Source organism: Candidatus Sarcina troglodytae, from assembly GCF_015708635.1.
In the GTDB taxonomy this organism is placed as follows: Bacteria; Bacillota; Clostridia; order Clostridiales; family Clostridiaceae; genus Sarcina; species Sarcina ventriculi.
The window spans coordinates 1,191,640-1,214,635 of the sequence record NZ_CP051754.1 but is presented as its reverse complement, the minus strand read 5'-3'; the positions used below and the strand labels follow the sequence as shown (position 1 = coordinate 1,214,635).

At 24.6% G+C, this 22,996-nt stretch carries 20 protein-coding genes; 11 read left to right on the top strand and 9 right to left on the bottom strand.

Annotated features, from left to right (window positions below; genetic code table 11):
- Positions 1-346: 346 nt before the first annotated feature.
- Together HH195_RS05425 and HH195_RS05420 are read left to right on the top strand one after the other, a co-directional pair.
- Positions 347-763: a hypothetical protein gene (locus HH195_RS05425; protein ID WP_196371857.1), complete on the top strand. Its 417-nt coding sequence runs from the start codon at positions 347-349 to the stop codon at positions 761-763.
- 208 nt (positions 764-971) lie between these two features.
- Positions 972-2,966 (top strand): FAD-dependent oxidoreductase, encoded by a 1,995-nt coding sequence (locus HH195_RS05420; protein ID WP_196371856.1) that lies wholly within the window; start codon positions 972-974, stop codon positions 2,964-2,966.
- Positions 2,967-3,008: 42 nt separating this feature from the next.
- On the opposite strand, the gene HH195_RS05415 is transcribed toward HH195_RS05420, so the two are convergent.
- On the bottom strand, positions 3,009-3,557 hold the full coding sequence (locus HH195_RS05415; RefSeq protein ID WP_055257379.1) for a PadR family transcriptional regulator: 549 nt from the start codon (positions 3,555-3,557) through the stop codon (positions 3,009-3,011).
- A gap of 168 nt (positions 3,558-3,725) precedes the next feature.
- Here HH195_RS05415 and HH195_RS05410 point away from each other — a divergent pair, with 168 nt between their 5' ends.
- The 4 genes from HH195_RS05410 to HH195_RS05395 all read left to right on the top strand — a co-directional run bounded on the left by HH195_RS05410 (position 3,726) and on the right by HH195_RS05395 (position 7,053).
- Complete coding sequence (locus tag HH195_RS05410) at positions 3,726-4,217, top strand: phenolic acid decarboxylase (RefSeq protein ID WP_196371855.1); 492 nt, start codon at positions 3,726-3,728, stop codon at positions 4,215-4,217.
- A 117-nt stretch (positions 4,218-4,334) separates the two neighbouring features.
- Positions 4,335-5,000, top strand: coding sequence for a GntR family transcriptional regulator (locus HH195_RS05405; RefSeq protein WP_196371854.1), 666 nt, complete (start codon positions 4,335-4,337; stop codon positions 4,998-5,000).
- Between the two features lie 183 nt (positions 5,001-5,183).
- On the top strand, positions 5,184-6,170 hold the full coding sequence (locus tag HH195_RS05400) for a flavodoxin family protein (RefSeq protein ID WP_196371853.1): 987 nt from the start codon (positions 5,184-5,186) through the stop codon (positions 6,168-6,170).
- A gap of 136 nt (positions 6,171-6,306) precedes the next feature.
- Positions 6,307-7,053, top strand: coding sequence for a metal-dependent hydrolase (locus HH195_RS05395; protein WP_196371852.1), 747 nt, complete (start codon positions 6,307-6,309; stop codon positions 7,051-7,053).
- A gap of 25 nt (positions 7,054-7,078) precedes the next feature.
- Here the strand turns inward: HH195_RS05395 and HH195_RS05390 are convergent, their stop codons facing one another.
- The 5 genes from HH195_RS05390 to yjeM form a co-directional block, all read right to left on the bottom strand.
- A complete protein-coding gene (locus HH195_RS05390; RefSeq protein ID WP_196371851.1) occupies positions 7,079-9,082 on the bottom strand; it encodes an FUSC family protein in 2,004 nt (667 codons plus the stop codon).
- Between the two features lie 176 nt (positions 9,083-9,258).
- Complete coding sequence (locus HH195_RS05385) at positions 9,259-11,268, bottom strand: FUSC family protein (protein ID WP_196371850.1); 2,010 nt, start codon at positions 11,266-11,268, stop codon at positions 9,259-9,261.
- Between the two features lie 263 nt (positions 11,269-11,531).
- Positions 11,532-12,707, bottom strand: coding sequence for a macrolide family glycosyltransferase (locus tag HH195_RS05380; RefSeq protein ID WP_055257387.1), 1,176 nt, complete (start codon positions 12,705-12,707; stop codon positions 11,532-11,534).
- A 130-nt stretch (positions 12,708-12,837) separates the two neighbouring features.
- Positions 12,838-13,719 carry a potassium channel family protein gene (locus HH195_RS05375; protein ID WP_058992528.1) on the bottom strand — a complete coding sequence of 294 codons (882 nt, stop codon included), beginning with the start codon at positions 13,717-13,719 and terminating at the stop codon, positions 12,838-12,840.
- A 122-nt stretch (positions 13,720-13,841) separates the two neighbouring features.
- The gene (yjeM, locus tag HH195_RS05370; protein ID WP_196371849.1) at positions 13,842-15,383 is read right to left on the bottom strand and encodes a glutamate/gamma-aminobutyrate family transporter YjeM; all 1,542 of its coding nucleotides are present in this window, start codon (positions 15,381-15,383) and stop codon (positions 13,842-13,844) included.
- Positions 15,384-15,848: 465 nt separating this feature from the next.
- Between yjeM and HH195_RS05365 the strand changes: the two genes are divergently transcribed.
- Both HH195_RS05365 and HH195_RS05360 read left to right on the top strand, forming a co-directional pair.
- Positions 15,849-16,091 carry a hypothetical protein gene (locus HH195_RS05365; RefSeq protein WP_196371848.1) on the top strand — a complete coding sequence of 81 codons (243 nt, stop codon included), beginning with the start codon at positions 15,849-15,851 and terminating at the stop codon, positions 16,089-16,091.
- A 113-nt stretch (positions 16,092-16,204) separates the two neighbouring features.
- Positions 16,205-16,609, top strand: coding sequence for a PH domain-containing protein (locus tag HH195_RS05360; RefSeq protein WP_055257391.1), 405 nt, complete (start codon positions 16,205-16,207; stop codon positions 16,607-16,609).
- A gap of 33 nt (positions 16,610-16,642) precedes the next feature.
- Here the strand turns inward: HH195_RS05360 and HH195_RS05355 are convergent, their stop codons facing one another.
- Positions 16,643-17,467 (bottom strand): nitroreductase family protein, encoded by an 825-nt coding sequence (locus tag HH195_RS05355; RefSeq protein WP_196371847.1) that lies wholly within the window; start codon positions 17,465-17,467, stop codon positions 16,643-16,645.
- A gap of 364 nt (positions 17,468-17,831) precedes the next feature.
- On the opposite strand from HH195_RS05355, the gene HH195_RS05350 reads away from it, so the two are divergent.
- Both HH195_RS05350 and HH195_RS05345 read left to right on the top strand, forming a co-directional pair.
- Complete coding sequence (locus HH195_RS05350) at positions 17,832-18,347, top strand: hypothetical protein (protein ID WP_196371846.1); 516 nt, start codon at positions 17,832-17,834, stop codon at positions 18,345-18,347.
- Between the two features lie 215 nt (positions 18,348-18,562).
- Entirely contained in the window at positions 18,563-19,774 is a 1,212-nt protein-coding gene (locus HH195_RS05345; RefSeq protein WP_243278550.1) for an FprA family A-type flavoprotein, read from the top strand.
- A 57-nt stretch (positions 19,775-19,831) separates the two neighbouring features.
- On the opposite strand, the gene HH195_RS05340 is transcribed toward HH195_RS05345, so the two are convergent.
- Positions 19,832-20,602 carry an SDR family NAD(P)-dependent oxidoreductase gene (locus HH195_RS05340; RefSeq protein ID WP_196371845.1) on the bottom strand — a complete coding sequence of 257 codons (771 nt, stop codon included), beginning with the start codon at positions 20,600-20,602 and terminating at the stop codon, positions 19,832-19,834.
- Positions 20,603-20,758: 156 nt separating this feature from the next.
- A complete protein-coding gene (locus HH195_RS05335) occupies positions 20,759-21,928 on the bottom strand; it encodes a DUF1002 domain-containing protein (RefSeq protein WP_196371844.1) in 1,170 nt (389 codons plus the stop codon).
- A gap of 203 nt (positions 21,929-22,131) precedes the next feature.
- Between HH195_RS05335 and HH195_RS05330 the strand changes: the two genes are divergently transcribed.
- Complete coding sequence (locus HH195_RS05330) at positions 22,132-22,965, top strand: deoxyribonuclease IV (RefSeq protein ID WP_196371843.1); 834 nt, start codon at positions 22,132-22,134, stop codon at positions 22,963-22,965.
- The last annotated feature ends 31 nt before the right edge of the window (positions 22,966-22,996 follow it).

The following is a 22,996-nucleotide window of genomic DNA, read 5'->3' as shown; positions in this document are numbered from 1 at the left end:
GATAGCTTATATTTTGAAAATTTAAACTTATTAATATTTGTTTTTATATAATAAATAGATAATTATCTATTAAAATAAGAAAAATATCAGGAAAATAACTTATATACATAGAATATTATCTATATAAGTTATTTTTATTTATAATTTTAATTATAATATATAGTCTTATATAAAATACTCGTAAATGATAATAAAAAATAAAAATAACTTTAAATTAACAAAAAATTAACTTTTACATAACAAAATGTTTACAAAAATATACATGTTATTTATATAAAAACATGGACTAATGTGGTAAAATTTATATTATGAATACGCTATCTTAATTAAAAAGAGGGAAAGTAATATGAGTGAATTAAAAAGTAAAAGAGCAGAAGTGGTGAAATTTTTAACGATAATTATAGGAATTATTATTGTTATGGGAATTGTAGCAACAATAATCACAGCTACTCAACCTAAGATTAACTATATGAGTAGTTCACCAACTGCAACTATGAATAATAAAAGTTTATCTAATTCTAGTGTGTTATCTAGTGGAGTTTATGTTGCAGGACAAGATTTTAAAGGTGGAAAATATAATATTATAGCTGTAAGTGGTAACGGAAACATTTCATCATCTAATATGTATACAGGAGGAGTTGATGGTGAAATATCAAGCGATAATAATGGAGCATATAAGGAATATAGAGATATAAACCTTCCAAATGGAACTAAATTAACCATAAGTGGAGATGTAAGCATAAAGTTAGTTGAAAATAGTTAAATATAAATAAAAAAACACAGAATAAATATTCTGTGTTTTTTTATTTATATGAATTCAAAACACCTAAAATAAAACATGTTTGTATTGACATGTTTTATTTTGATATATATAATATATTTATCTTAATTAAATTTTAATATTATAAATAATGTTTATTTACTTGTGTTAAGATTATTAAGAATTTAGTAAATATTTTTTAGGAGGGTTTATGAATAAATATAGAAAATTATTTGAGCCGATAAAAATTGGTAATTGTGAGATAAAAAATCGTTTTGCTATGGCTCCTATGGGACCTCTTGGACTTGGAGATAGTGACGGTGGATTTAATCAAAGAGGAATTGATTATTATACTGAAAGAGCTAAAGGAGGAACTGGACTTATTATCACAGGAGTAACTTTTGTGGATAATGAAATTGAAAAACACGCCATGGCAAATTTACCATGTTCAACTCTTAATCCAATTCAATTTATTAGAACAGCAAGGGAAATGACAGAAAGAATACATGCATATAATGCAAAAGTGTTTCTTCAAATGTCAGGTGGTTTTGGTAGAGTTGCAATTCCAGAAGTTCTTGGTGATTTTCCACCAATTGCTCCATCAGAAGTTGAACATAGATGGCTAGATAAAACTTGTCGTGAACTTGAGATACATGAAATAAAGTCTATAGTTAAAAAATTTGGTGATGGAGCATTTAACGCTAAAAAGGCTGGATTTGATGGAGTGCAAATTCATGCTGTTCATGAAGGGTATTTAATAGATCAATTTGCAATTTCTTTTTTTAACAAAAGAACTGATGAATATGGTGGAAGTTTGGAAAATAGACTTAGATTTGCTCGTGAAATAGTTGAAGAAATTAAAAATAGATGTGGAAATGATTTCCCAGTAACTTTAAGATATTCACCAAAAAGCTTTATTAAAGATTTTAGAGATGGTGCTCTTCCAGATGAAGAATTTATTGAAAAAGGAAGAGATTTAGAAGAGGGTATAGAAGCTGCAAGACTTTTAGTATCTTATGGATATGATGCGTTAGATATAGATGTTGGTTCATATGATTCATGGTGGTGGAGCCATCCTCCTATGTATCAAGCAAAAGGACTTTATAGATCATTTGCAAAACTTATAAAAGAAATTGTAGATGTTCCAATTTTGTGTGCAGGAAGAATGGACAATCCAGATATGGCATTAAAATCTATAGAAGATGAAACTTGTGATATTATAAGTTTAGGAAGACCACTTCTTGCAGATCCTGACTATGTAAATAAACTTAGAGGAAATAAAGTTAAATCAATTAGACCATGTATTTCATGTCAAGAGGGATGTATGGGAAGAATTCAACATTATTCAATGCTTAATTGTGCAGTAAATCCTCAAGCGTGTAAAGAAAGGGCTAATGCATTAAACCCTGTATCAAGAAAGAAAAAAGTCCTAGTTGTTGGAGGGGGAGTTGCAGGATGTGAAGCTGCTAGAGTTTTAGCTCTTAGAGGACATGATGTTACTCTTTATGAAAAGGAAGATAGATTGGGTGGTAATTTAATTCCAGGTGGAGCTCCGGATTTTAAAGAAGATGATATTTTACTTGCTACTTGGTATACCGATACTTTAAAAGAATTAGGAGTAAAAGTTAATTTAAATTCAAAGATTACAAAAAATGAAATTTTAAATTTTAATGCAGATTCTGTGATAATAGCGACAGGATCAATACCAAGAGTATTTTCTTTAGGGGATGATGAGAAAGTATTTACCGCAGCTGATGTGTTAATGGATAAAAAAGATTGTAAAAGTAATACGGTTATAATTGGTGGAGGACTTGTAGGGTGTGAAACTGCATTATATTTAGCTAAAAAGGGTAAAAAGGTAACTATAATTGAGGCACTACATAAGCTTTTAGCTGTTAATGGACCTTTGTGTTCTGCAAATAAAGAAATGTTAGAAAAATTAATTCCTTTTAACAATATAGATGTTAAATTAAATTCTAAAGCTAAATTCTTTAAAGATGGAGTTTTAGAAATTGAAAATAAAAACGGAATAGAAAAAATTAATTGTGACTCAGTTATACTTTCTGTTGGATACAAGGAAGAAAATTCATTATATAAAGAGTTAGAATTTGAGTTTTCAGATATTTATCTTTTAGGTGATGCACGTAAAGTTTCAAATATAATGTATGCTATTTGGGATGCTTATGAAGTTGCAAATCATATATAATACATAAATATTAATAAAGCTGTATAATTTAATTATACAGCTTTATTTTGTTGTAATCATAGATATACAATCATCAATCCATTCTATATAAGTTTTTTCACGCATTATTGCACCTTTTAATACTATAAAGTCTCCAAAACCATGAGATGATGAATTTGATATATTTTTATCTTTAGATAATTCTTCCATGTAAATTTCTAAGTATTCTAATTTTTCTAAATGCTTAGATTTAGAACTATTAAATTGCTTTAAAAGAGTTTTAGTATCCATTTCATCAGAAAAATAAACTTTAAGTTTAAATATATCTTTAGGTGTCTGCTCTAATGGATCATCTTTTTCAAGCCATTTTTGTAGAGCTTTTCGTCCATTATCTGTTATTGTATAAAGTTTTTTTTCAAGCTTTTCACCTTGAATAATTATTTCATAAGAAATCAAACCTTCATCTGTTAATTTTTTTAATTCAGGATAAATTTGACTATGCTTAGCATACCAAAAATTAACTAATCCATTATTAAATTCTTTTGTTATATCATAACCTGTTAACGGTTTTCTATTTATTAATCCTAATATGGCGTATTTTAAAGTTCTCATAAAAGAGTAATTAAATCTCCTTTCTGTATAATCATTTATAATTGTATCATTTTTTTTTATAAAGTAAAGAATAGTATTAGATATTTGTTGACAATAGATAATAAATGATATAAAATTAAACATGTAAATACAAACATGTTTAATTTTATATAATAAGGAGAGATAAAGATGAAAGATTTTATAGGAATGCAATTTATTTATACATACGATAATGGATGGGAATATGAACTTTACGTAAAAAATGAAACTACAATAGATTATCGTATTCATAGTGGTATGGTAGCTGGTAGATGGGTAAAAGATCAAAAGGTTGATATAGTAAAATTAACTGATGGTGTTTATAAAATTTCTTGGACTGAACCAACAGGAACAGATGTATGTTTAGATTTTATGTTAAAGGAAGATAGAACTCATGGAACTATATTCTTCCCTAAATGGGTTCATGAACATCCAGAAATAACTGTTTGTTTCCAAAATGATTTTATCCCTGTAATGGAGGAGTCAAGATTAAAATATGATACATATCCAAAATATGTAGTACCTGAATTTTCAACTATCACATATAAAAAATACGTAGGAGAAAATGATGAATCTATAATTTCAGTTGCACCTTATGAAGGAATGACCGATGAAATAAGAGCAGGTAAATTTTATAAATAATATTATAGAGCCACATTAAAACTTCTTAATGTGGCTCTATCTTTTTATAGATTTAAATAAATAATTTATGATATTATAATTATAGATATTTTAATAAAATTTATAAAAGGAGAGCATATGGCTATATTGAAAAAACAATCTTTAGTGGATCAAATATATGATGAAATAAAAAAGCAAATCATAGAACTTATAATTCCACTTGGGAGCAAATTAAATGTTAGTGAGCTTCAGGATAAATTTGGAGTTAGTAGTACTCCAGTTAGAGAAGCTATAAATAGATTACAAAAAGATGGAATTGTAGAATATGAAAATAATATAGGGGCAAAAGTTATAGATATAACTGATAAAGATGTATATGAAATCCAAGAAGTTAGTTTTGCTCTTTTAACTGGTGCAGTTAGATATGCTATGCAAAAAGGAAATAATATAGAAATTTCAAAAGAAATTCAAATATATATAGATAAACTAATAAATTCAAATGATAAAGAACAGTTTGCAAGATATATTTTAGATATTTCTAATGTTTTTTATAAACATGCTAATAATTCAAGACTTATAGGAAGTGCCAATCTTATGTATGCTCAACAAGCTATTTTGAGGACTATTTTTGCAAAAGAATCTATAAATGAAGAGGAATTTAAAAGAGAGTATATTAAAGACTTTTTAGATTTATATCAAGCTGTTAAAGAAAATAATGAAATTGAAGCTATGAAGGCTTTTGAACGCAATAATTTTAGGGCAAGAAAGGTTATTATTCGTGGAATAAAAAATTTAAAAAAGTAGAAATAACTCGATTCGTTTTAAAAGATGAATCGAGTTATTTTAGTTAAAATGATATTGTTTTTTTATAAATATAAGTGATATAATAATATCATATATTATATATCTTGCAAGATATATAATATATGATATTGAATGTTGTTTTGGTTATGTTAATCTATGGATAGATAATAGGAGAAATGAAATATGAAAGTTTTGGGAATTAGTTGTGGAAGAAAATTAGGTAACACGGAAATTTTAGTAAAAGAAGCATTGATGGGAGCTGAAAATTTAGGAGCAGAAGTTGAACTTGTAAGATTAAATGATTTAAATCTTAAGCCTTGTACTGGGTGTAATGCTTGTGTAGTAAGTTTGCTTGAAAAATCAAGTTCTGGAGATTGTGTGATTAAAGATGATTTGAAATTTATTGAAGAAAAAATAATGGAATGTGATGGACTTATATTAGGTTCACCTATATATGAAAAAGGCCCAACTGGTCTTTTGAAAATTTTAGCAGATAGAATGGGACCATCTCATGATGTAGCATTTAGAATGATTTCTAAAAAAGTGAGAGAGGAAAAGGGGATAACTAGTGGGAAGCCAGTAGATGAAAGATCGTTTAAAACTAGATCAGCATCTCTTATTGCAGTTGGAGGAAGTGAATGGGATACATTAGCTCTTCCTATGATGCAATTATCAGTTATATCAACTCATATGGATATAGTGGACAAAATTTTAGTTAACTGGACTGGACTTCCTGGAAGTGTTTTATTTAGAGATGAAATAATAAAAAGAGCTAGAAAATCAGGGGAGCATGTAGTTAAAACGTTATTAAAGCAAGAGGACAGAAGGATTTCAGATGAAAAAGAAAGACCAGAATATATAGGGAAAAAAGGAATATGTCCTATTTGTCATTCAAAATTAATAGAAATAAGAAATGAAGATAAAAATTATCCAGCAATATGTGCTGTTTGTGGTGTTAAAGGAACTTTAAATGTTATAAATAATAAAGTTATATTTGAAGTTTCAAAAGAAGATAGTTATCATGCACATGTATATCTTTCAGGAAAATTTGAACATGGTGATGAACTTAAAAATATTGCTCTAAAACCAAATCCCAAAATTGAAGAATTACCTAAACTTATGGAAAAATATAAAAATTATTTATCTTATTCAAAGCCAGATAAAAAATAAAAATAAGACAGTCATATTTATATGACTGTCTTATTTTTATTTAAATTATTAAAGTAATTGACATAAAGATATTTTTATAATATTCTTAATTAATATACTCGTAAATGAAAAATAAATAATAAGGAGAAAATTTTAAATGTTAGGAAAAACTCATAGATTAGGTGGTATAATGATAGGCTCTGTAACACCTATTATTATACAAAAAACATTAAATACCCCAATAAACAATATAACAACATTTACTATTACAACCATAATAGGTGGTGCTATTGGAAGTCTTTTACCAGATTTAGATCATCCAAATAGCATAATATCAAAAAAAATAAAACCATTATCTAAAATAATAAGAGAATTTGCTCATCATAGAGGAATAACACATACCTTATTAGGATGGATAACTTTTGGAGTTATAAGCTTAATTGTAAGTTATTTATCTATTAATTATCTGATTGGAAATATAAATTATTATGAGAAAATATGTATGAGTATTATAGGGGGAGCAATAGCATCATCAACTATCGCTTTTATAGCAAATAGTTTTAATAAATACACGCATATTGTTAAAAAAAATAAAATTAAAAAAATATCTGCTCTTGGATTTTTGTTCGGATTTTTTTTAGTGTTATTTTTTGATAAAAAGGTTTTAGAATATGTTCCTATATATCTTTTAGCCATGTTCTTAGGATATGGTATTCATATTTTATATGATATGTTTACTGTAAGTGGAGTACCATTTTTATATCCTTTTAGCAAAAAGGTATTTAGATTTTCAAGGTTTAAAACAGGAGGAATAATTGAAGTAATAGCATCTGTAATTTCTATTATAATAACTATTTTAGCCCTTTATTTATTGTTTAAATATAATATAAAGTTAAAAATGTAGCAAGTTTGTTCTTGCTACATTTTTATTAATCATAAAATACAAAAAATACTATATTAATTCTTTCAGCTAAGTTTTTAGATATTTGGAATCTTGAATAAATTCTATATAAATTTATTAAAATTAATTTTCCCTCAAAACTTTCTACTTTATTAATTGTATTTTTGTTTATTGATTTTACTTTCCTTAAAAATATTTCTTCATCATAATTTATATAATATCTTGAATTTGTCTTATACATATGTTCAAGTTGTTTTTTAAACTTATTTATCGCTTTTTCATCAAAAGGAGTCTTATATAGCGAATAAAATAAAAAATATATGTTGTTCATTAAAATTCTTTGATTATATGCAAAATCTTTTACATATTTAATATTATTATTACTATTATTTAGCATTATTTTATCTTCATAAAGTTTTCCTTGCAACAATCTATTATTTAATTCTTTTAATAAGTTTTCATCTATATTTTTCTTAAAAGCATAAGTTATTGTTTCTTCGCTTAAGTTAATATAAGATTTTATAAAATTTTTTAATGAATCTATTGTATTATAAGGAAATAAATATTTTGTACCTAAATATCCAATTAAAATTCCTATTGCCATATATATAAATCTATAAAAAGTGGTTTGATAAGCATTATCTCCAAGCAGTACAAAAACCCCTAAAACTATTGGAGTAATACAAGCTACTTTACTATCATATTGATTTAAAAATAGGTATATGTAATATAGGGATAAATAAATAGCAACTCTTATTGGAAGATATGGTATAAAAAATGTTATTATCATAAATATTATTATGCCAATAATTGTACCTTTAAACCTTAATAAAAACCTTTGCTTAGAGTTTTCAGCATATGGTTGAATAACTGCAAATAAGGTAATTGTTATCCAGTATCCAAATGGTATATTTAAAAATTTTACTACAAAGTATGAACCTGCAATTAAAAATGATAATCTAAAAGCATAAGTAAATTTTAAAGATTTAAAATTTAAATTCAAATGCATAATATTTTTTAATTTTAGTGATTTTGGTAATGGTATATAATTACTTATTTTAAATTTACGATTTTTAGTTTCATTTTCAAAGTTAGATAAAGAAAATTTAAGCATAGCCATATTTTGAATAATTTCATAAATTGAATAATTTGAACTAAGAACATTTTGGTATTTTTCAGTAAATTCATCTATTTCAAGCATTAATAAAAAAATTGCGTCTTCTGTTTCAATAAATTTAATGATTTTATTCATGACTTTTTCTAAATCCTTTAAAAACTTTTTATATATTTTATCATTAGCAGGATGATATAATTCATCTAAAGAATAATTAAGTCTTTCTACGTAGAGAGCAAAATTAAGTCTTATATTATCTATATTTCCCATGTAGAAAAAATTATCCTTTCGTTCATTAATTATAGTTACAATATTATCTATATATTTTTCAACATTTACATAGTCATATCTAATATCTTTATTATTTATTAAAGCATCTATTTTTAAAGATATTTCTTTTACTAATCCTATTAAATTATTTCTTAAATCTTTTTCTGACCTGTTGTGGTTTAAAATAAATTGTGAAGCTATTAAAAAAAATGCTCCTATTGCTAAACCTAAAAGTCTTACAGGAAGGGCTGTGATAGATACTGGATCCTTTAATAAAATTAAATAGGATAATAAAAATGGGGGTAAAATAGTTGTTTTAAAATCATAAAATAATGTATAAACCATAAAAAATATAGTAAAAAAGTTTATAAAAAAACCAATATAGATGTTGTAAGCTGCTAAAAATGAAAATACACCTATAAATAAATATATAAGCAAAAACTTAATTATATTTTTAAATGGAGATGAAGTTAAATCTTTTTGAAAGAGCATTGCAGATACATTTACTATTAAAAAACCAACAATAGCATTACTAACACCAAAAAAGTGCCAATAACTAAAAAACATCACAATTCCTAAGACATATATTAAAGTTTTAGGAATTACATTATTAGTATCAATATTTAATTTATTTTTAATTATATTCATAAAATCATTATCCTTTGTTATATTTAAATAATTATATATATGATTTCCTTTAATTAAAATAATTATTTCATCTTAATGTAAATAAATTATTTTATTAATTAATTAATAAAATTTAAGACAGTAATTAAAATATTAACTTAAAAAGCAGCAAAGTTTATTCTTTACTGCTTTTTAAGTTAATTGTAAAATGTAAAAATTATTATTTTGATTCTTTCGCCTAAATCTTTTGAAATTTGGAGTCTTGAATAAATTCTATTTAAATTTATTAAAACTAATTTTCCTTGATAACTATCAATACTATTAAAATTATTTTTATTTTTTATTCTTATTTGTTTTAAAAATGTTTCTTCATCATATTCTATATAATCTCTTGAGTTCACTTTATAGATGTCATTGAGTTCTTTTTTAAACTGGTTTAATACAGAATCATCTATAGGAGTTTTATATAATGAATAAAATAGAAAATATATGTTGTTCATTAATATTCTCTGGTTATATGTAAAATCTTTTATATATTTAACATTGTTAGATCCGTTATTTAATAATATTTTATCTTCATAAAGTTTTCCCTTTATTAATCTATCATTTAATTCTTTAAACAATTCCTCATCTATTTTATTATTAAAAGCATAAGTTATGGTATCTTTACTTAAATTAAAATATGATTTTGTAAAGTTTTTTAAAGAATCTAAAGTATTATAAGGAAATAAATATTTAGTTCCTAAATATCCAATTAAGATTCCTATTGCCATATATATAAATCTATAAATGGTAGTTTCATAAGCATTATCACCAAGCAATGTAAATATTCCAAGAACTATAGGGGTTATGCATGCCATTTTATTATCATAATTTTTAAAGAATAAGTACATATAGTATAATAATAAATATATAACAATTTTTATAGAAAGAATAGGTACAAATAAAGTTATTATCATAAAGATGATTATTCCAATGATTGTTCCTCTAAATCTTAGTAAAAATCTTTGCCTAGAATTTTCTGTATAAGGTTGAATAACTGCAAATAAGGTAATTGTTATCCAATATCCAAATGGTATATTTAAAAATTTTACTACAAAATAAGAACCTGCAATTAAAAATGACAGTCTAAAAGCATAAGTAAATTTTAAAGATTTAAAGTTAAAATTTAATGTTAAAATATTTTTAAACATTGACATATCAGGTATTGGAATGAAATAACTTATTTTAGACTTACATTTGCAATTTTCTTTTTCTTTTGCAAAATTAGATAAAGAAAATTTAAGCATGGACATGTTTTGAATAAGTTCGTAAGCTGAATAATTGAAACTAAGAAAAGTTTCATATTTTTCAGTAAATTCATCTATTTCAAGTATTAATAGGTAAATAGCGTCCTCAGTTTCTATAAATCTAATTATTTTATCCATAAGTGTTGATAAATCTTTTAAAAATTTTTTATATATTTTATCGTTAGCAGGATGATATAATTCATCTAAAGAATAATTAAGCCTTTCCACATAAAGAGCAAAATTAAGTCTTATGCTATCTATATTTTCCATACAAAAACGGCTATCTTTTCTTTCATTAAGAATATTTACTATATTATCTATGTATTTTTCAACATTTACATAATCATATCTAATATCTTTATTATTTATTAACGCATCTATCTTTAAAGATATTTCTTTTACTAATCCTATTAAGTTAGCTCTTAAAGCTTTTTTTGACCTATTATGATTTATAATAAGTTGACTAACTACTATAAATAAAGATCCTATACCTAAACATAAAAGTCTTGTAGGTAACTCATTCATTGTAACAGGATGCCTTAATAAAATTAAATAACATAATAAAAATGGTGGTAAAATAGTGGTTTTAAAATCATAAAATAGAGTATAAACCATAAAGAATATACAAAAAAAGTTTACAAAAAAACCTAAATAAATATTGCAACTTGATATAAATGTACAAATTCCAATAAAAAAATATATAAAAAGAAATTTTAATACATTTCTTAATGGTTTAGTCGTTAAATCCTTATGAAATAACATTGTTGCGGCGTTTACGATTAAAAATCCAATAATAGCATTACTAACACCAAAAAATTTCCAATATCCAAAAAATATTATGATTCCTAAAATATAAATTAAAGTTTTAGCAAATATATTTTTATTATCAATATTAAATTTAGTCATTATTGCTTTCATAATATTTATTCCTTTGCGTATACATTATTAAATTTTCAAATAACAGTACTACTTAAATAATATATATATAATTTATATTTAAGTAAATAAGTTATTGTTATTAAATTGTAATAGTTTTTAATAAATAATGATTAAATCATTAATAAAAAAATAGTTAATGTAAAAGTTTATATAAAATATATGATTTATTATCTGTTTTATAAATTAACTAAAAATATAAAAAAAGAGGCATGAATAATTCATACCTCTTTTACTATTTCTAGTTATATTGTTTTATATATAGATGTTGAATTAGAACTAGCAGTTCTAAGGGATTGTCCAAGTTTAATTGCATTTTCTTTGTATGATGAATCATTTAATAATAAATTCATATCTTCTTGTAATTTAGCAACTGTAGCATCTTTTGCAGGAAGTAAAATTCCAGCTCCTAATTCAACAACTCTATTTCCAACTATAAACTGATCTCCAAATTGAGGTACTATAACTAAAGGTATGTTATTATATAAAGCTTCACTAGAACTATTCATTCCACCATGAGTTACAAAAACATCTGTTTTCTTTAAAACTTCAAGTTGAGGTACATAATTATAAACCTTGAAATTTTGAGGTATATCTCCTAAATCAGATATATTTGTCTTTTTACCAACTGATAAAACTACTTGTACATCTTTCATTGAGCCATATGCTTCAAATGTTTTTTTATAAAAATCTAAATTTTGATTATCTATAGTTCCAAGAGAAATATAAATAAGTTTCTTATCTTTATCTTTTTCTAATTTAAAATCAATTTGTTCTGTTCTTTCAGTTAAAGAAGGTCCAACAAAAATAAATTTATCATCAAATTCTTGTGCAAATGGTTGATAATATTTAGATGTAAATACCAAATTTAAATCTGCTTCACTATTTATCATAGTTTCAATCATATTTTTAACTTTGATATCATATTTTTTATTTATGTCTTGTGTTGCTTCTTCGAAAGACGCTAACATTTTTCTAAAATCTACGTTATTGTTAGAAGCATTAGTATTTTTTGCAAACATATTAACCATATCTTTAGAAAAGGCAAATGTAGTATAAAAACTTATGGTTTTTTCTATGTTTAATTTTTCAGCAATATTTTTTCCAACTGATAATACAGAATTATATATTAAGCAATCAAATTTTTGTGTTTCCTTTAAAACTTCTGATAAAACTGCATCTGCTAAATTCACCATATTACTTATAAGAGTTTTTTCATCGCCTCTGCCACCATCTTTTCCTTTGATTTCTTTATATTCATAAGATTTAAAAGTGGCTCCAGCACCTTCAATTTTTTCTCTAAAATCTTCAGTTGAGTAATATGTAACTTTATTTCCAAAGCTTATAAGATCTTTTACTAGCTTTATTGTTGGATTTACATGTCCATGAGCTGATATGTTTACTATTAATATATTTTTCATTAGTATCCTCCTATATATTATTGTTATTTCTTAATAGTTAATAATGACAAATAAAACGTATCGTTTATTTTTTATACTAATCATTATAACATATTTTTTTAAACTTGTATCTTTAATTTATATAATAATTTTAGTTAGATAAATCCTTATGAGATAAAATACTACTTATAAATATACTTATACAAATAACACTAGTTACTGCAATAAACATTGTAACTATTTTAGCTAATCCTGTAATAGGAATTATATCTCCATAACCTACAGTAGTAAATGTTATTAAGGTAAAATAAAATAAATCAAAATTAGTAGGTTTATTTGTAAAAGCATGTGGATTTCCACTATTTATAAGTACTACAGCCAAATATAAATTTAATATAATCATAATTATTAGTATGATAGATGCTATAATTATTCTTGTAAAACTAACATCATTTTGATTTTTGCTTTTAATATTTTTAGGGTTTTTCATAATCCTAATAAGAATTTTAATATTTAACGCATAACATATAAAACATCCTAAAAGACCAACTAAATAAATTTTAGAAATTTGTTTTGGAAATATTAAAATAGCTGTTGAATATGAACTGATTATAAAATAACTTAATAATAAATCAATTTTTAAGTTTTTATCTTCTACATTGTATAAAAACTTATTTATACTAGTTAATATATAGACTATATAACCGATGGAATAGTGCACTATAAGCATAAAAAATATTATTAAAAGCATTTTAATTGAAATATTAAAAAAAACATTACTTGATATAAAAAAATATCTCCAAATACTTGTACTCAAACTTATGAGTGCGCTAACTTCTGCAAATATTATAATAAATCCTTGAATAAGAGTAATTAGAAATGATTTATCTTTAAAAAAATCTAAATATGTTCTATTTACATTATTTATAGATAACTTTATAAGATTAAATAATAATAAATTTTTAGCTTTGTTTCTTAAAGAAATAATTAATACTACTATTGCTGTTGAAAATAGTATTATAAATAGCCCCATAATTATATAATCACCTCGAAATTTTAATAAATAATTAACATGTATGTTTTATCCAGAGATTATTATATCAAAATATGTAATATTTTCATATAATAATAAAAAATGATCTACTATATAGTAGATCATTTTTTATTATTTCTTTTTTGTTTTCTTTGATATAATACTGCAAGAATAAAACCTATAAAACCAAATATTAAAGGTCCAGCTGCAATCCATATACCTTCTTGAATATTACCTTGAAGGAAGGGTTGTACAATTGAAAAACCATTGGCACCTATTAAAGTTATAAGTGTTATTGTTCCCACTATGACACCTACTTTTTTGTTGAAAAACGTATATTCTTTTTTTATATTATCGTTTAATTTAAATTTTATGTATGCAAAAACTATAAAAGCCCAAGGAACAGATGTACCTACTGTAACCATAAATGTTAAATTATTGTATACTGTATTTGCTGTGTTTCCACCAAATCCTATCGCAAGCATACCACCAACTATAATAGCTGCTTGTATATATAAAGCATTAGCATTAAAACCATGTTTATTCTTTTTAGTTACAACCTTAGGAAGCATTCCTTCAGGCATTCCTTCAAATATTTGCTTTATTGGATAATAAAGAGTTAAAGGAAGATTCATCATAGCAATAAGGCTTATCCAGTTTGTAATTCTATTTACCCATTGTCCAAGAGCTATTGAAGCTGTATTAGACATTCCAAGGTGAGTTCCTAAAAGATAAAACTGTTGTTGTATCATATATATAGGATAGTTATATAAATTTACATTAGGGCTTCCAAAAGTATCTTTCCAATTTAAAACCATACCGCTTATAATTATAATAGCTATGTATAATATTCCCATAACTATTCCCATAAATATCATTGCTCTAGGAACAGTTTTTTTAGGATTTTTAACTTTATCAACAAGTCCACCTATACTTTCCATACCGCCTAAAATAAATATAGCAAAAACTAAAAATCCTAATGCTGAAAATACATTGTCGTAGCTTGGATTAGGTCCATAAAATAAAGATTTAATCCCATTAAAGGCAAACGATTGTTGGAAATGAAAACCACTTAAACAAAATACTAAAATTCCTCCACCTAGAATTAAAACATGCATTACTATTGTAATTAACATAGACATATTTGCAAGAAATGAAACTGATTTAACACCTTTACGACAAAAGAATACTACAGCTAAAAACCACACAACACCAATTAAAGAAGTTGTTGCAGTATTACTTAAACCAAATAGATGCCATGTTTCAGAAATATCTTTACCAAATATTGCAGTTGATATAGTAATGGCAACAGAACTTAAACTAAACCACCAAATAATAGCTGCTATATACCAAATAAAAGCTCCTGTTGTACTAAACTTTAATCCAACTGATTTTGTCATCCATGAAAAAATACCACCTTTTTCTTCACTAAAAGCAGAGCTCATTTCAGATACCATAAACATATAAGGTATAAAAAATAAAATAATACCTATAACGATATACGTTATTCCCGCATAACCCATTTGATAATAAATCTGTTGACCATTACCTAAACTATATACAGTCATAAAAATCATAGCAACAAATGACCAAAAACCTATTTTATAAACCTTAGTCTTGTTGTTATTGCTATCTAATAACTCTAAATCTGTATTATTTTCCATTAATATTTTCCTCTCTTTATAAATTATTAATAAAATAATATCATGTCATAAAAAGAAATTCAATACTTAATAATGAATATTTATTTAATATAACAGTAATAAATATTCAATTTTATTGAAGATTATTTAGTCAAATTATATTAGGAAAGTTAATATATACAGATTAAATCGAATGCATTATTATTAATTTTATTAAACAAATATTTGGGCAAAACCAAAATATTTTATATTTATACAATATTTTAACGATTTATCATAATAAATTATTTTTATTATATCATGTTATGATTAGGTATATTTTATATTTAAAATACTATTTGTTCAGGAAAAATAATACATATAACTTGATATTAAATTGTATTTTTTATATAATGATAAAATGTTTTAATAAATATAATTAAGTGTTATGTTTATAAAATATATTTTATGAATTATTAAAGAGAGTTGACAATTAGGAGGATACATATGACTTGGAAAGAAGTTGTTAAAACCGCTAAATATAAATGGGTTGTTATAGAAGTTATAAAAGCAAAATCAGAAAATGGAAAAAGGATTATAGAGGATATGAACCTTTTAGCAGAGTATGAAAGCGGTGGAGAAGCATTAAAAGATTATGTTAAAAGAAAAAAAGAAAATAAAGAAAAGGAATTTTATGTTCATGATTCAACGGTAGATTTTCTTGATATAGACGAAGTTAAATTAGATTAAAGACAAAAACACAGTATATCTTAATATACTGTGTTTTTATTTAAAAAATAATAATATATTTATACAAATAAGTATGGTATAATCGTGTAAATATAACTTTAGGAGGATTTATTATGGGATTATATGATAAATTAGTTGGAAATGCTACTTTAACTACTAAAACAGACTATATAGATGATTATCTCTTAGACAACGAAGATGTTATAATGGCATATCAATTTATAAGAGATTCGATAATATTAACTAATCTAGGCATATATATAATAGATGTTCAAGGAATAACAGGTAAAAAGGTTGAAGTTAAATTTTTTCCTGCTAAAACTATAAAAACTATTTCTTTTGAAACAGCAGGAAATTTTGATTTAGATGTGGATATAAAAATAGGAGTGGATGGGAATACTGTGGTAAATCAACAAGGAATCTATCACTCAGCCCCTATAAGTTTTAAAGTCCCAAGGTCACAAGCGAAGGAAGCTAAAGAAATAGTTAATTTAATTAAGAAATATTACCTTTGTTAAATAAAAAAATAAGGCTAAATTAGCCTTATTTTTTTATTTCCAAATAATATTTGCACCATTTCTAGGTACAGTTCTAAAGTATTTCACAGAAGGGTATCCTAAAATCATGCATGTTACTATTTTGTTAGAGTCTGAAATACCAAGAAATTCTCTAATTTCTTGACTATTTTTTGCAGCAAAAACTAAAAAACCACTATATAATGCACCAAGACCTAAAGAATTTGCCATAAGTTCCATATTTGAAGAAGCTAAGGATGCATTAACATCTGAATCAGAAAGTACAAATATTAAAGAGCTAGAGTTAAATAATAATTTATCACTATTTTCTTTATTAGATTTGAAATCATTATACATTTTCATCCACATTTTTGCATAAGCTTTATATTTTTTATGCTCAAGGTTATCACTCTTTAAAATATTTTCTCCAAGTTTATTTAATGTTTCAAGCGCAAGTCCTCTTAATTTTTGTATATTCTCTTTAACTACTATGTAAGAAACATTTTGCATATTGCTAGAAGTTGGAGCATATCGTCCAGCTTCAATTATTTTTTCAAATTTTTCAACTTCTACTTCTTTAGAAATATCAAATTGGCGAGTTGTTCTTCTAAATTTCATAAAGTTTAGAAGATTTTCAGAATTTATCTTAAAACTATCTTCAATATATTCCTTGACTTCCTCCATATCATATTCATCAGAATAAACAGCGTTTTTAGGACAAACAGCTATACAGTGACCACATTTAAAGCAAGTAAGATTGCGAATCTTAGCTTTATTTTCTTTAATTTTTATACAACCAAGCAAACAATCTTTAACACAAAGACCACAACCAACACATTTTTCTTCATTTACTAACATCATAATATTCAAAAATCTCCTAATCATTATTATATTTACTGTTCTTTTTAGAACATTTACAATTATACCATAATAATTTTAGTTTTTATAAGTTTAACATTTTAAATTCCATTTGATAACTACATTTTTCTAAAAAAATTAGTATTTATAAAATAAATAACTAAAAAACACTATAATAATTACATTCTGCATATTTATATGAAAAATTTGGTTCGACAAAATATTACACATATGATAAAATAAATTTATAAAATATTCATTTATTAAATAATAAGATATTTTAATTAATAAAATTAATTTTATTGAAAAAAAGTTATTTTATACAAAGGAAAATAAATTCATAAATAGCAAATAAAGGCGGGATAATATGAACTATAAAAAAATGAAAATTTTAGAAAATGAAAGAAAACTTGAAAAATTATATCAAAAAATAACTGAAGAACTAAAAATTGACTCATTTATAAAACCAGAACAAGATAACGAAATGAAATTAAAAACTAGAAAGCTTCATATTTGTGCATCACTTGCCATGCAAAAATTAGAAAGAGATAATCATTTATATTTATTACTTTCTATATTAGATAAATACTTCAATTATGGAATTGGAGATTACTTAAAAACTTTAAAAAATGATGAAATAGAGTATACTGATGTTATGAGATACAATCCATATAAAGATTTAACTATAAATACTAAAACTTTTAAAGAAGTATTTGGGTTAGAAAACTTCATGGAATATAGAGATAAAAATTATGTTTATAATAAAAAACCTATAGTAAAAATAGAAGAACTTGAACAAGGCTATATGAAAATATCTAATACAGAAGTATTTAATGATTTTATAAAATTTATCTGTGATGAATTTGGTTATAAAACAATTTAGTATAAAATAAAAGATTACATAGAATAATAAACACTAGTTAACTAGTGTTTATTTTTTTAAACTTTTGTTAACATGTTGAAAATATTATAATAAAAATGTTATTATATTAATATAAAATCATTATTTCCTAATAATAATTATTTATTTAATTTTTAATAATAGAAATATCAACATTCTTAAAGAAAAGAGAGGTGAAGGGCTTTTTGCCTTTTAAAATGATGAAATATTTAAGTGTAAAAAAAGATATATACTGGGTTGGAGCGTTAGACCATAATTTAAAAGTTTTTGACATAATAATGAAAACTCCATACGGAACTAGCTATAATTCTTATGTTATAAAAGGAAGTGAAAAAATAGCTATATTTGAGACTGTTAAGGAAGAATTTTTTGATGAATACATAGAAAGATTAAAAAGTTTACATATTGATATAAAAAAAGTTGATTATATAATAGTTAGCCATACTGAGCCAGATCATGCAGGTTCTATAGGGAAGATTTTAGAACTTGCTCCAAAGGCTAAAGTAATTGCATCTCCTATGGCTTTAAAATTTGTTAAAGGGATAGTAAATAAAGATTTTGAATCTATTCAAGTTTGTGATGGGGATTGTATATCTCTTGGAAATAAAACTTTAAAATTTTTCTCGGTTCCACAACTTCATTGGCCAGATACAATTTATACATATATTGAAGAAGATAAAACTCTTATAACATGTGATTCATTTGGTTCTCATTACTGTTTTGACAAAATGTTTGATGATTTAATAGTGGATAAAAGTAATTATATGGAGGCTCTTGAGCATTACTTCAATTGCATAATAGCACCATTTAAACCTTTTGTGTTAAAAGCTATTAATAAGATAGAAAATTTGGATATAGATGTGATTTGTCCAGGACACGGACCTATTTTAAGAGAAAATCCAAAAAAAATAATTGAAATATATAGAAAGTGGAGCACTCCAAAACCTAAAAATGATATGAAAAAGGCTACTGTTTTTTATGTTTCAGCTTATGGTTATACTAAAATGTTAGCAGAAGCTATAGTAGATGGTATAAAAGATGGTAATTTAGAAAAAATATATGTTAAGCTTTATGAAATAACAAGTGTTGAGCAAAACAAACTTTTAGATGAAATTGTTCAATCTGATGCTATTTTATTTGGATCTCCAACTATTTTAGCAGAACTTTTAGAACCAGTTAGAGAATTACTTGCAAGATTAAACCCTGTAATTCACGGTGGAAAAATAGCAGGTGCATTTGGTTCTTATGGTTGGAGTGGAGAAGCTGTTCCAAGAATAGAGTCTAGACTTAAAGAACTTAGAATGAAGATGCCTTTAGAATCCCTTAGTGTTAATTTTAAACCTTCAGAAGAAGAACTTAAAAAGGCATTTGAATATGGAAAAGGAATTGCAAGTTGTTTATTAAAATAAGGATAAGATAAGATTAAAGATGTTGCTTTTATATTAAAAGTAACATCTTTTTATTGTTTACTTATTTTTGTTTTGACTCATAACCCAAATATTCATTATAAAATCTTTAGGGAAAAATTTAGTTCCTACAAATTGACTTAAACTAAAAGCACCGTAAATAGATATTGATTTATTTTTTTTCATATCACGAAGCGCCTTTTTTACAACATCTTTTGCATCTGACATAAAGGCATAATTATTAACGGCATTAGGGTTTTTAGTTTTTTTAGCAGTCTCAAAAAAATTTGTTCTAACCCATCCAGGGCACACAGCAGTAACTAAAATTCTTCTTTCTCTTAATTCGTAATTTAATGCTCTAGAATAACTAAGTACAAATGCTTTAGTGGAAGCATACACATTAGCAAAAGGAAGTGGCTGAAAAGATGATGATGAGCATATTTGCAATATTTTAGAAAATTCATTCATAAATGGAAGAGTCTTTTCAGTCATAGAAACTAATGCTTTACAATTTAAATCTATCATTTTTAATGAATCCTCAAGAGGGATTTCTGAATAATTACCAAATTTACCGAAACCAGCACAATTTATAAGCAACTTTACATTAGGTTTTTCTTTTTTAAGTTCTTCTTCATAAATTTTGAAACTAGAATTTAATGATAAATCCAATGGAATGATTTTAAGGTTAGTATGTACAATATCTCTTAGAGCTTCTAATTTTTCTCTTTGCCTAGCAATAACCCATATTTCATCAAAGTTATAGGAGTCTATTTGTTTTAAAAATTCTTTTCCAAGTCCTGATGAGGCACCTGTTATAATAGCTATATTCATGTTAAATTACCTTCTCTTATATAAATTTTATTTTTTATGACATGTAATATATTTTTAATTTTTATAAATAACTTTTACTGTACTGTAATTATAAATAATAAAAAAAAACTTGGCAATAAGAAATATTATTACCAAATATATAAAATTAATAATACATTAATTAAAAGTATTATTTGTATTAGTGTCACTATTTTCATCTTTTGATAAATTATTAGTATCATCTGTTATTACTTCATCAGTGTTTTCTGATTCTTTTTTATCAATTGTATTTGTTGTTGAATTTTCATTAGATGATGACTCATCAGCTAAACCAAGAATATTTCCATTTACATCATATTTAACACCATCTTTTTCAACAACCACATTATCTGCACCAACTATTAATGCTTTTACCTTATTTGTTATAGAGCAAAAACTATCCCAAGAAACAGTAGCTAAACTTTTTATTTTATTCCAAGTTTTATTTATAAAACCACTTTCATTTAGTTCTTTGCCTGCCTTATTTAATGATTCTTGTATATTGGTTGTCATTTGTTTTAAATAACTCTTCATTTCACCATAATTAAAGTTTAAATCATTAATACTAGACATTAGTGTTACTATTTGACCTTTTTCTTGACTTGTTAAGTTTATGTTGTAATTATTAACTATATTTGTGACTATTCTATCTATAGCAATATCAGTTTTGGGAGAGTCTTTTATTACTTGTGTTTTTATTTCATTTATAATAAAAGCAGCTTCATCTTTTCCTAAAGTTTGTCCAGTTTCTGTCGTTGCATTACTTAGAGTATTTGTTACACTAATCTCTTCTTTGGCAACTTCTTTATGATTAAGAGATAATTCTTCACCTGTTGCATCTTCAAAACCTTTCAAAATACCAGCAAGTGCTGCAGTCCCTGTTACTGGAAATGGAGATGAAGCTTTAACATTAGCATCCGTTATTCCAGATGTTAAAAGTGCATTTTGTAACATAGAGCCAGTAACCTCTGTAAGATTATTAGTTGAAACTTTAATTCCATATCCAGATTTCTCTACTTTAACATAAGAGCTAGAATAAGAATTATTTTTTGAACTTTTGGATGTAGCAGGTCCAAGTCCCAATTGTTCTCTTATATCATCTACAGTAATATTTATAATTGTTACGTTATTGTCGTTTTTTGAAACACCAAATTCATTTAACATATCTTCTTTTTGAGATGAAGTTAAATCATTTCCTAAACTTACCGCAATATCTGTTGAAGCAAAAACAGGAATATTTAATACCCCAGCTAGACAAACTCCAAAAAGTCCAGTTGCTATTGATTTTTTTATATTTTTATGCTTCATAACTTTCCCCCTAATAATATAAATATAATATTCTAATTTTATCATATTTTTCTATTAAATTTATTATTTATATAAATTTAACAATTTATTAATATTATATATTTAAAACATAATAAAAATTAATAATACCTCTAAAAAGCCATTGATTTATTTTATACAACATATTAGCATTGTATTTGATAAAATATTTTGGAGGATAATATATGTTAAATATAGGATGTCATTTATCTACATCTAAAGGCTTTAAATCAATGGGAGATACTGCTCTTAGTATTGGAGCGAATACATTTCAATTTTTCACAAGAAATCCAAGAGGGGGTAAAGCAAAAGATATAGATAAAAAAGATATAGAAGAACTTTTAAAATTGATGAAGGAATATAATTTTGGGAAAATTTTAGCTCATGCCCCATATACCTTAAATCCTTGCTCTAAAGATGAAAGCATTAGGGAATTTGCTTATAAAATTATGGAAGATGATTTGAAGAGGATGGAATACTTACCTAATAACCTATACAATTTCCACCCTGGAAGTCACGTAAAACAAGGAGTAGATATCGGTATTAATTACATTATTGAATTATTAAACAAAGTTATTAAAAAAGACCAAACAACAAAAATTTTATTAGAAACAATGTCTGGAAAAGGTACTGAAATTGGACGAAATTTTAATGAAATAAAGGCTATAATCGATGGAGTTAACTTAAATGAGCATATAGGTGTATGCCTTGATACTTGTCATATTTTTGATGGCGGTTATGATATCGTAAATAATTTAGATAATGTCTTAGCTGAATTTGATGATGTGATAGGATTAGATAAATTATGTGCTATTCATTTAAATGATAGTAAAAATATCTTAGGAAGCCATAAAGATAGACATGAAAAAATTGGTCTAGGTAATATAGGTTTAGACGCTATAGGTAATATTATAAATCATGAAAAGCTTAAAAATTTACCTTTTTTCTTGGAAACTCCTAATGAATTAGATGGATATGCTAAAGAAATTTCTCTTTTAAAAAGTATTTATAGATGTTAATAATTTTAAATCATATAAAATCTAATAATAA

What these genes read in the sequence shown, in the direction of transcription:
- HH195_RS05425 (WP_196371857.1), top strand. Translation starts at nt 347, where the DNA reads ATGAGTGAATTAAAAAGTAAAAGAGCAGAAGTGGTGAAATTTTTAACG.
- HH195_RS05420 (WP_196371856.1), top strand. Translation starts at nt 972, where the DNA reads ATGAATAAATATAGAAAATTATTTGAGCCGATAAAAATTGGTAATTGT.
- HH195_RS05415 (WP_055257379.1), bottom strand. Translation starts at nt 3,557, where the DNA reads ATGAGAACTTTAAAATACGCCATATTAGGATTAATAAATAGAAAACCG.
- HH195_RS05410 (WP_196371855.1), top strand. Translation starts at nt 3,726, where the DNA reads ATGAAAGATTTTATAGGAATGCAATTTATTTATACATACGATAATGGA.
- HH195_RS05405 (WP_196371854.1), top strand. Translation starts at nt 4,335, where the DNA reads ATGGCTATATTGAAAAAACAATCTTTAGTGGATCAAATATATGATGAA.
- HH195_RS05400 (WP_196371853.1), top strand. Translation starts at nt 5,184, where the DNA reads ATGAAAGTTTTGGGAATTAGTTGTGGAAGAAAATTAGGTAACACGGAA.
- HH195_RS05395 (WP_196371852.1), top strand. Translation starts at nt 6,307, where the DNA reads ATGTTAGGAAAAACTCATAGATTAGGTGGTATAATGATAGGCTCTGTA.
- HH195_RS05390 (WP_196371851.1), bottom strand. Translation starts at nt 9,082, where the DNA reads ATGAATATAATTAAAAATAAATTAAATATTGATACTAATAATGTAATT.
- HH195_RS05385 (WP_196371850.1), bottom strand. Translation starts at nt 11,268, where the DNA reads ATGAAAGCAATAATGACTAAATTTAATATTGATAATAAAAATATATTT.
- HH195_RS05380 (WP_055257387.1), bottom strand. Translation starts at nt 12,707, where the DNA reads ATGAAAAATATATTAATAGTAAACATATCAGCTCATGGACATGTAAAT.
- HH195_RS05375 (WP_058992528.1), bottom strand. Translation starts at nt 13,719, where the DNA reads ATGGGGCTATTTATAATACTATTTTCAACAGCAATAGTAGTATTAATT.
- yjeM (WP_196371849.1), bottom strand. Translation starts at nt 15,383, where the DNA reads ATGGAAAATAATACAGATTTAGAGTTATTAGATAGCAATAACAACAAG.
- HH195_RS05365 (WP_196371848.1), top strand. Translation starts at nt 15,849, where the DNA reads ATGACTTGGAAAGAAGTTGTTAAAACCGCTAAATATAAATGGGTTGTT.
- HH195_RS05360 (WP_055257391.1), top strand. Translation starts at nt 16,205, where the DNA reads ATGGGATTATATGATAAATTAGTTGGAAATGCTACTTTAACTACTAAA.
- HH195_RS05355 (WP_196371847.1), bottom strand. Translation starts at nt 17,467, where the DNA reads ATGATGTTAGTAAATGAAGAAAAATGTGTTGGTTGTGGTCTTTGTGTT.
- HH195_RS05350 (WP_196371846.1), top strand. Translation starts at nt 17,832, where the DNA reads ATGAACTATAAAAAAATGAAAATTTTAGAAAATGAAAGAAAACTTGAA.
- HH195_RS05345 (WP_243278550.1), top strand. Translation starts at nt 18,563, where the DNA reads ATGATGAAATATTTAAGTGTAAAAAAAGATATATACTGGGTTGGAGCG.
- HH195_RS05340 (WP_196371845.1), bottom strand. Translation starts at nt 20,602, where the DNA reads ATGAATATAGCTATTATAACAGGTGCCTCATCAGGACTTGGAAAAGAA.
- HH195_RS05335 (WP_196371844.1), bottom strand. Translation starts at nt 21,928, where the DNA reads ATGAAGCATAAAAATATAAAAAAATCAATAGCAACTGGACTTTTTGGA.
- HH195_RS05330 (WP_196371843.1), top strand. Translation starts at nt 22,132, where the DNA reads ATGTTAAATATAGGATGTCATTTATCTACATCTAAAGGCTTTAAATCA.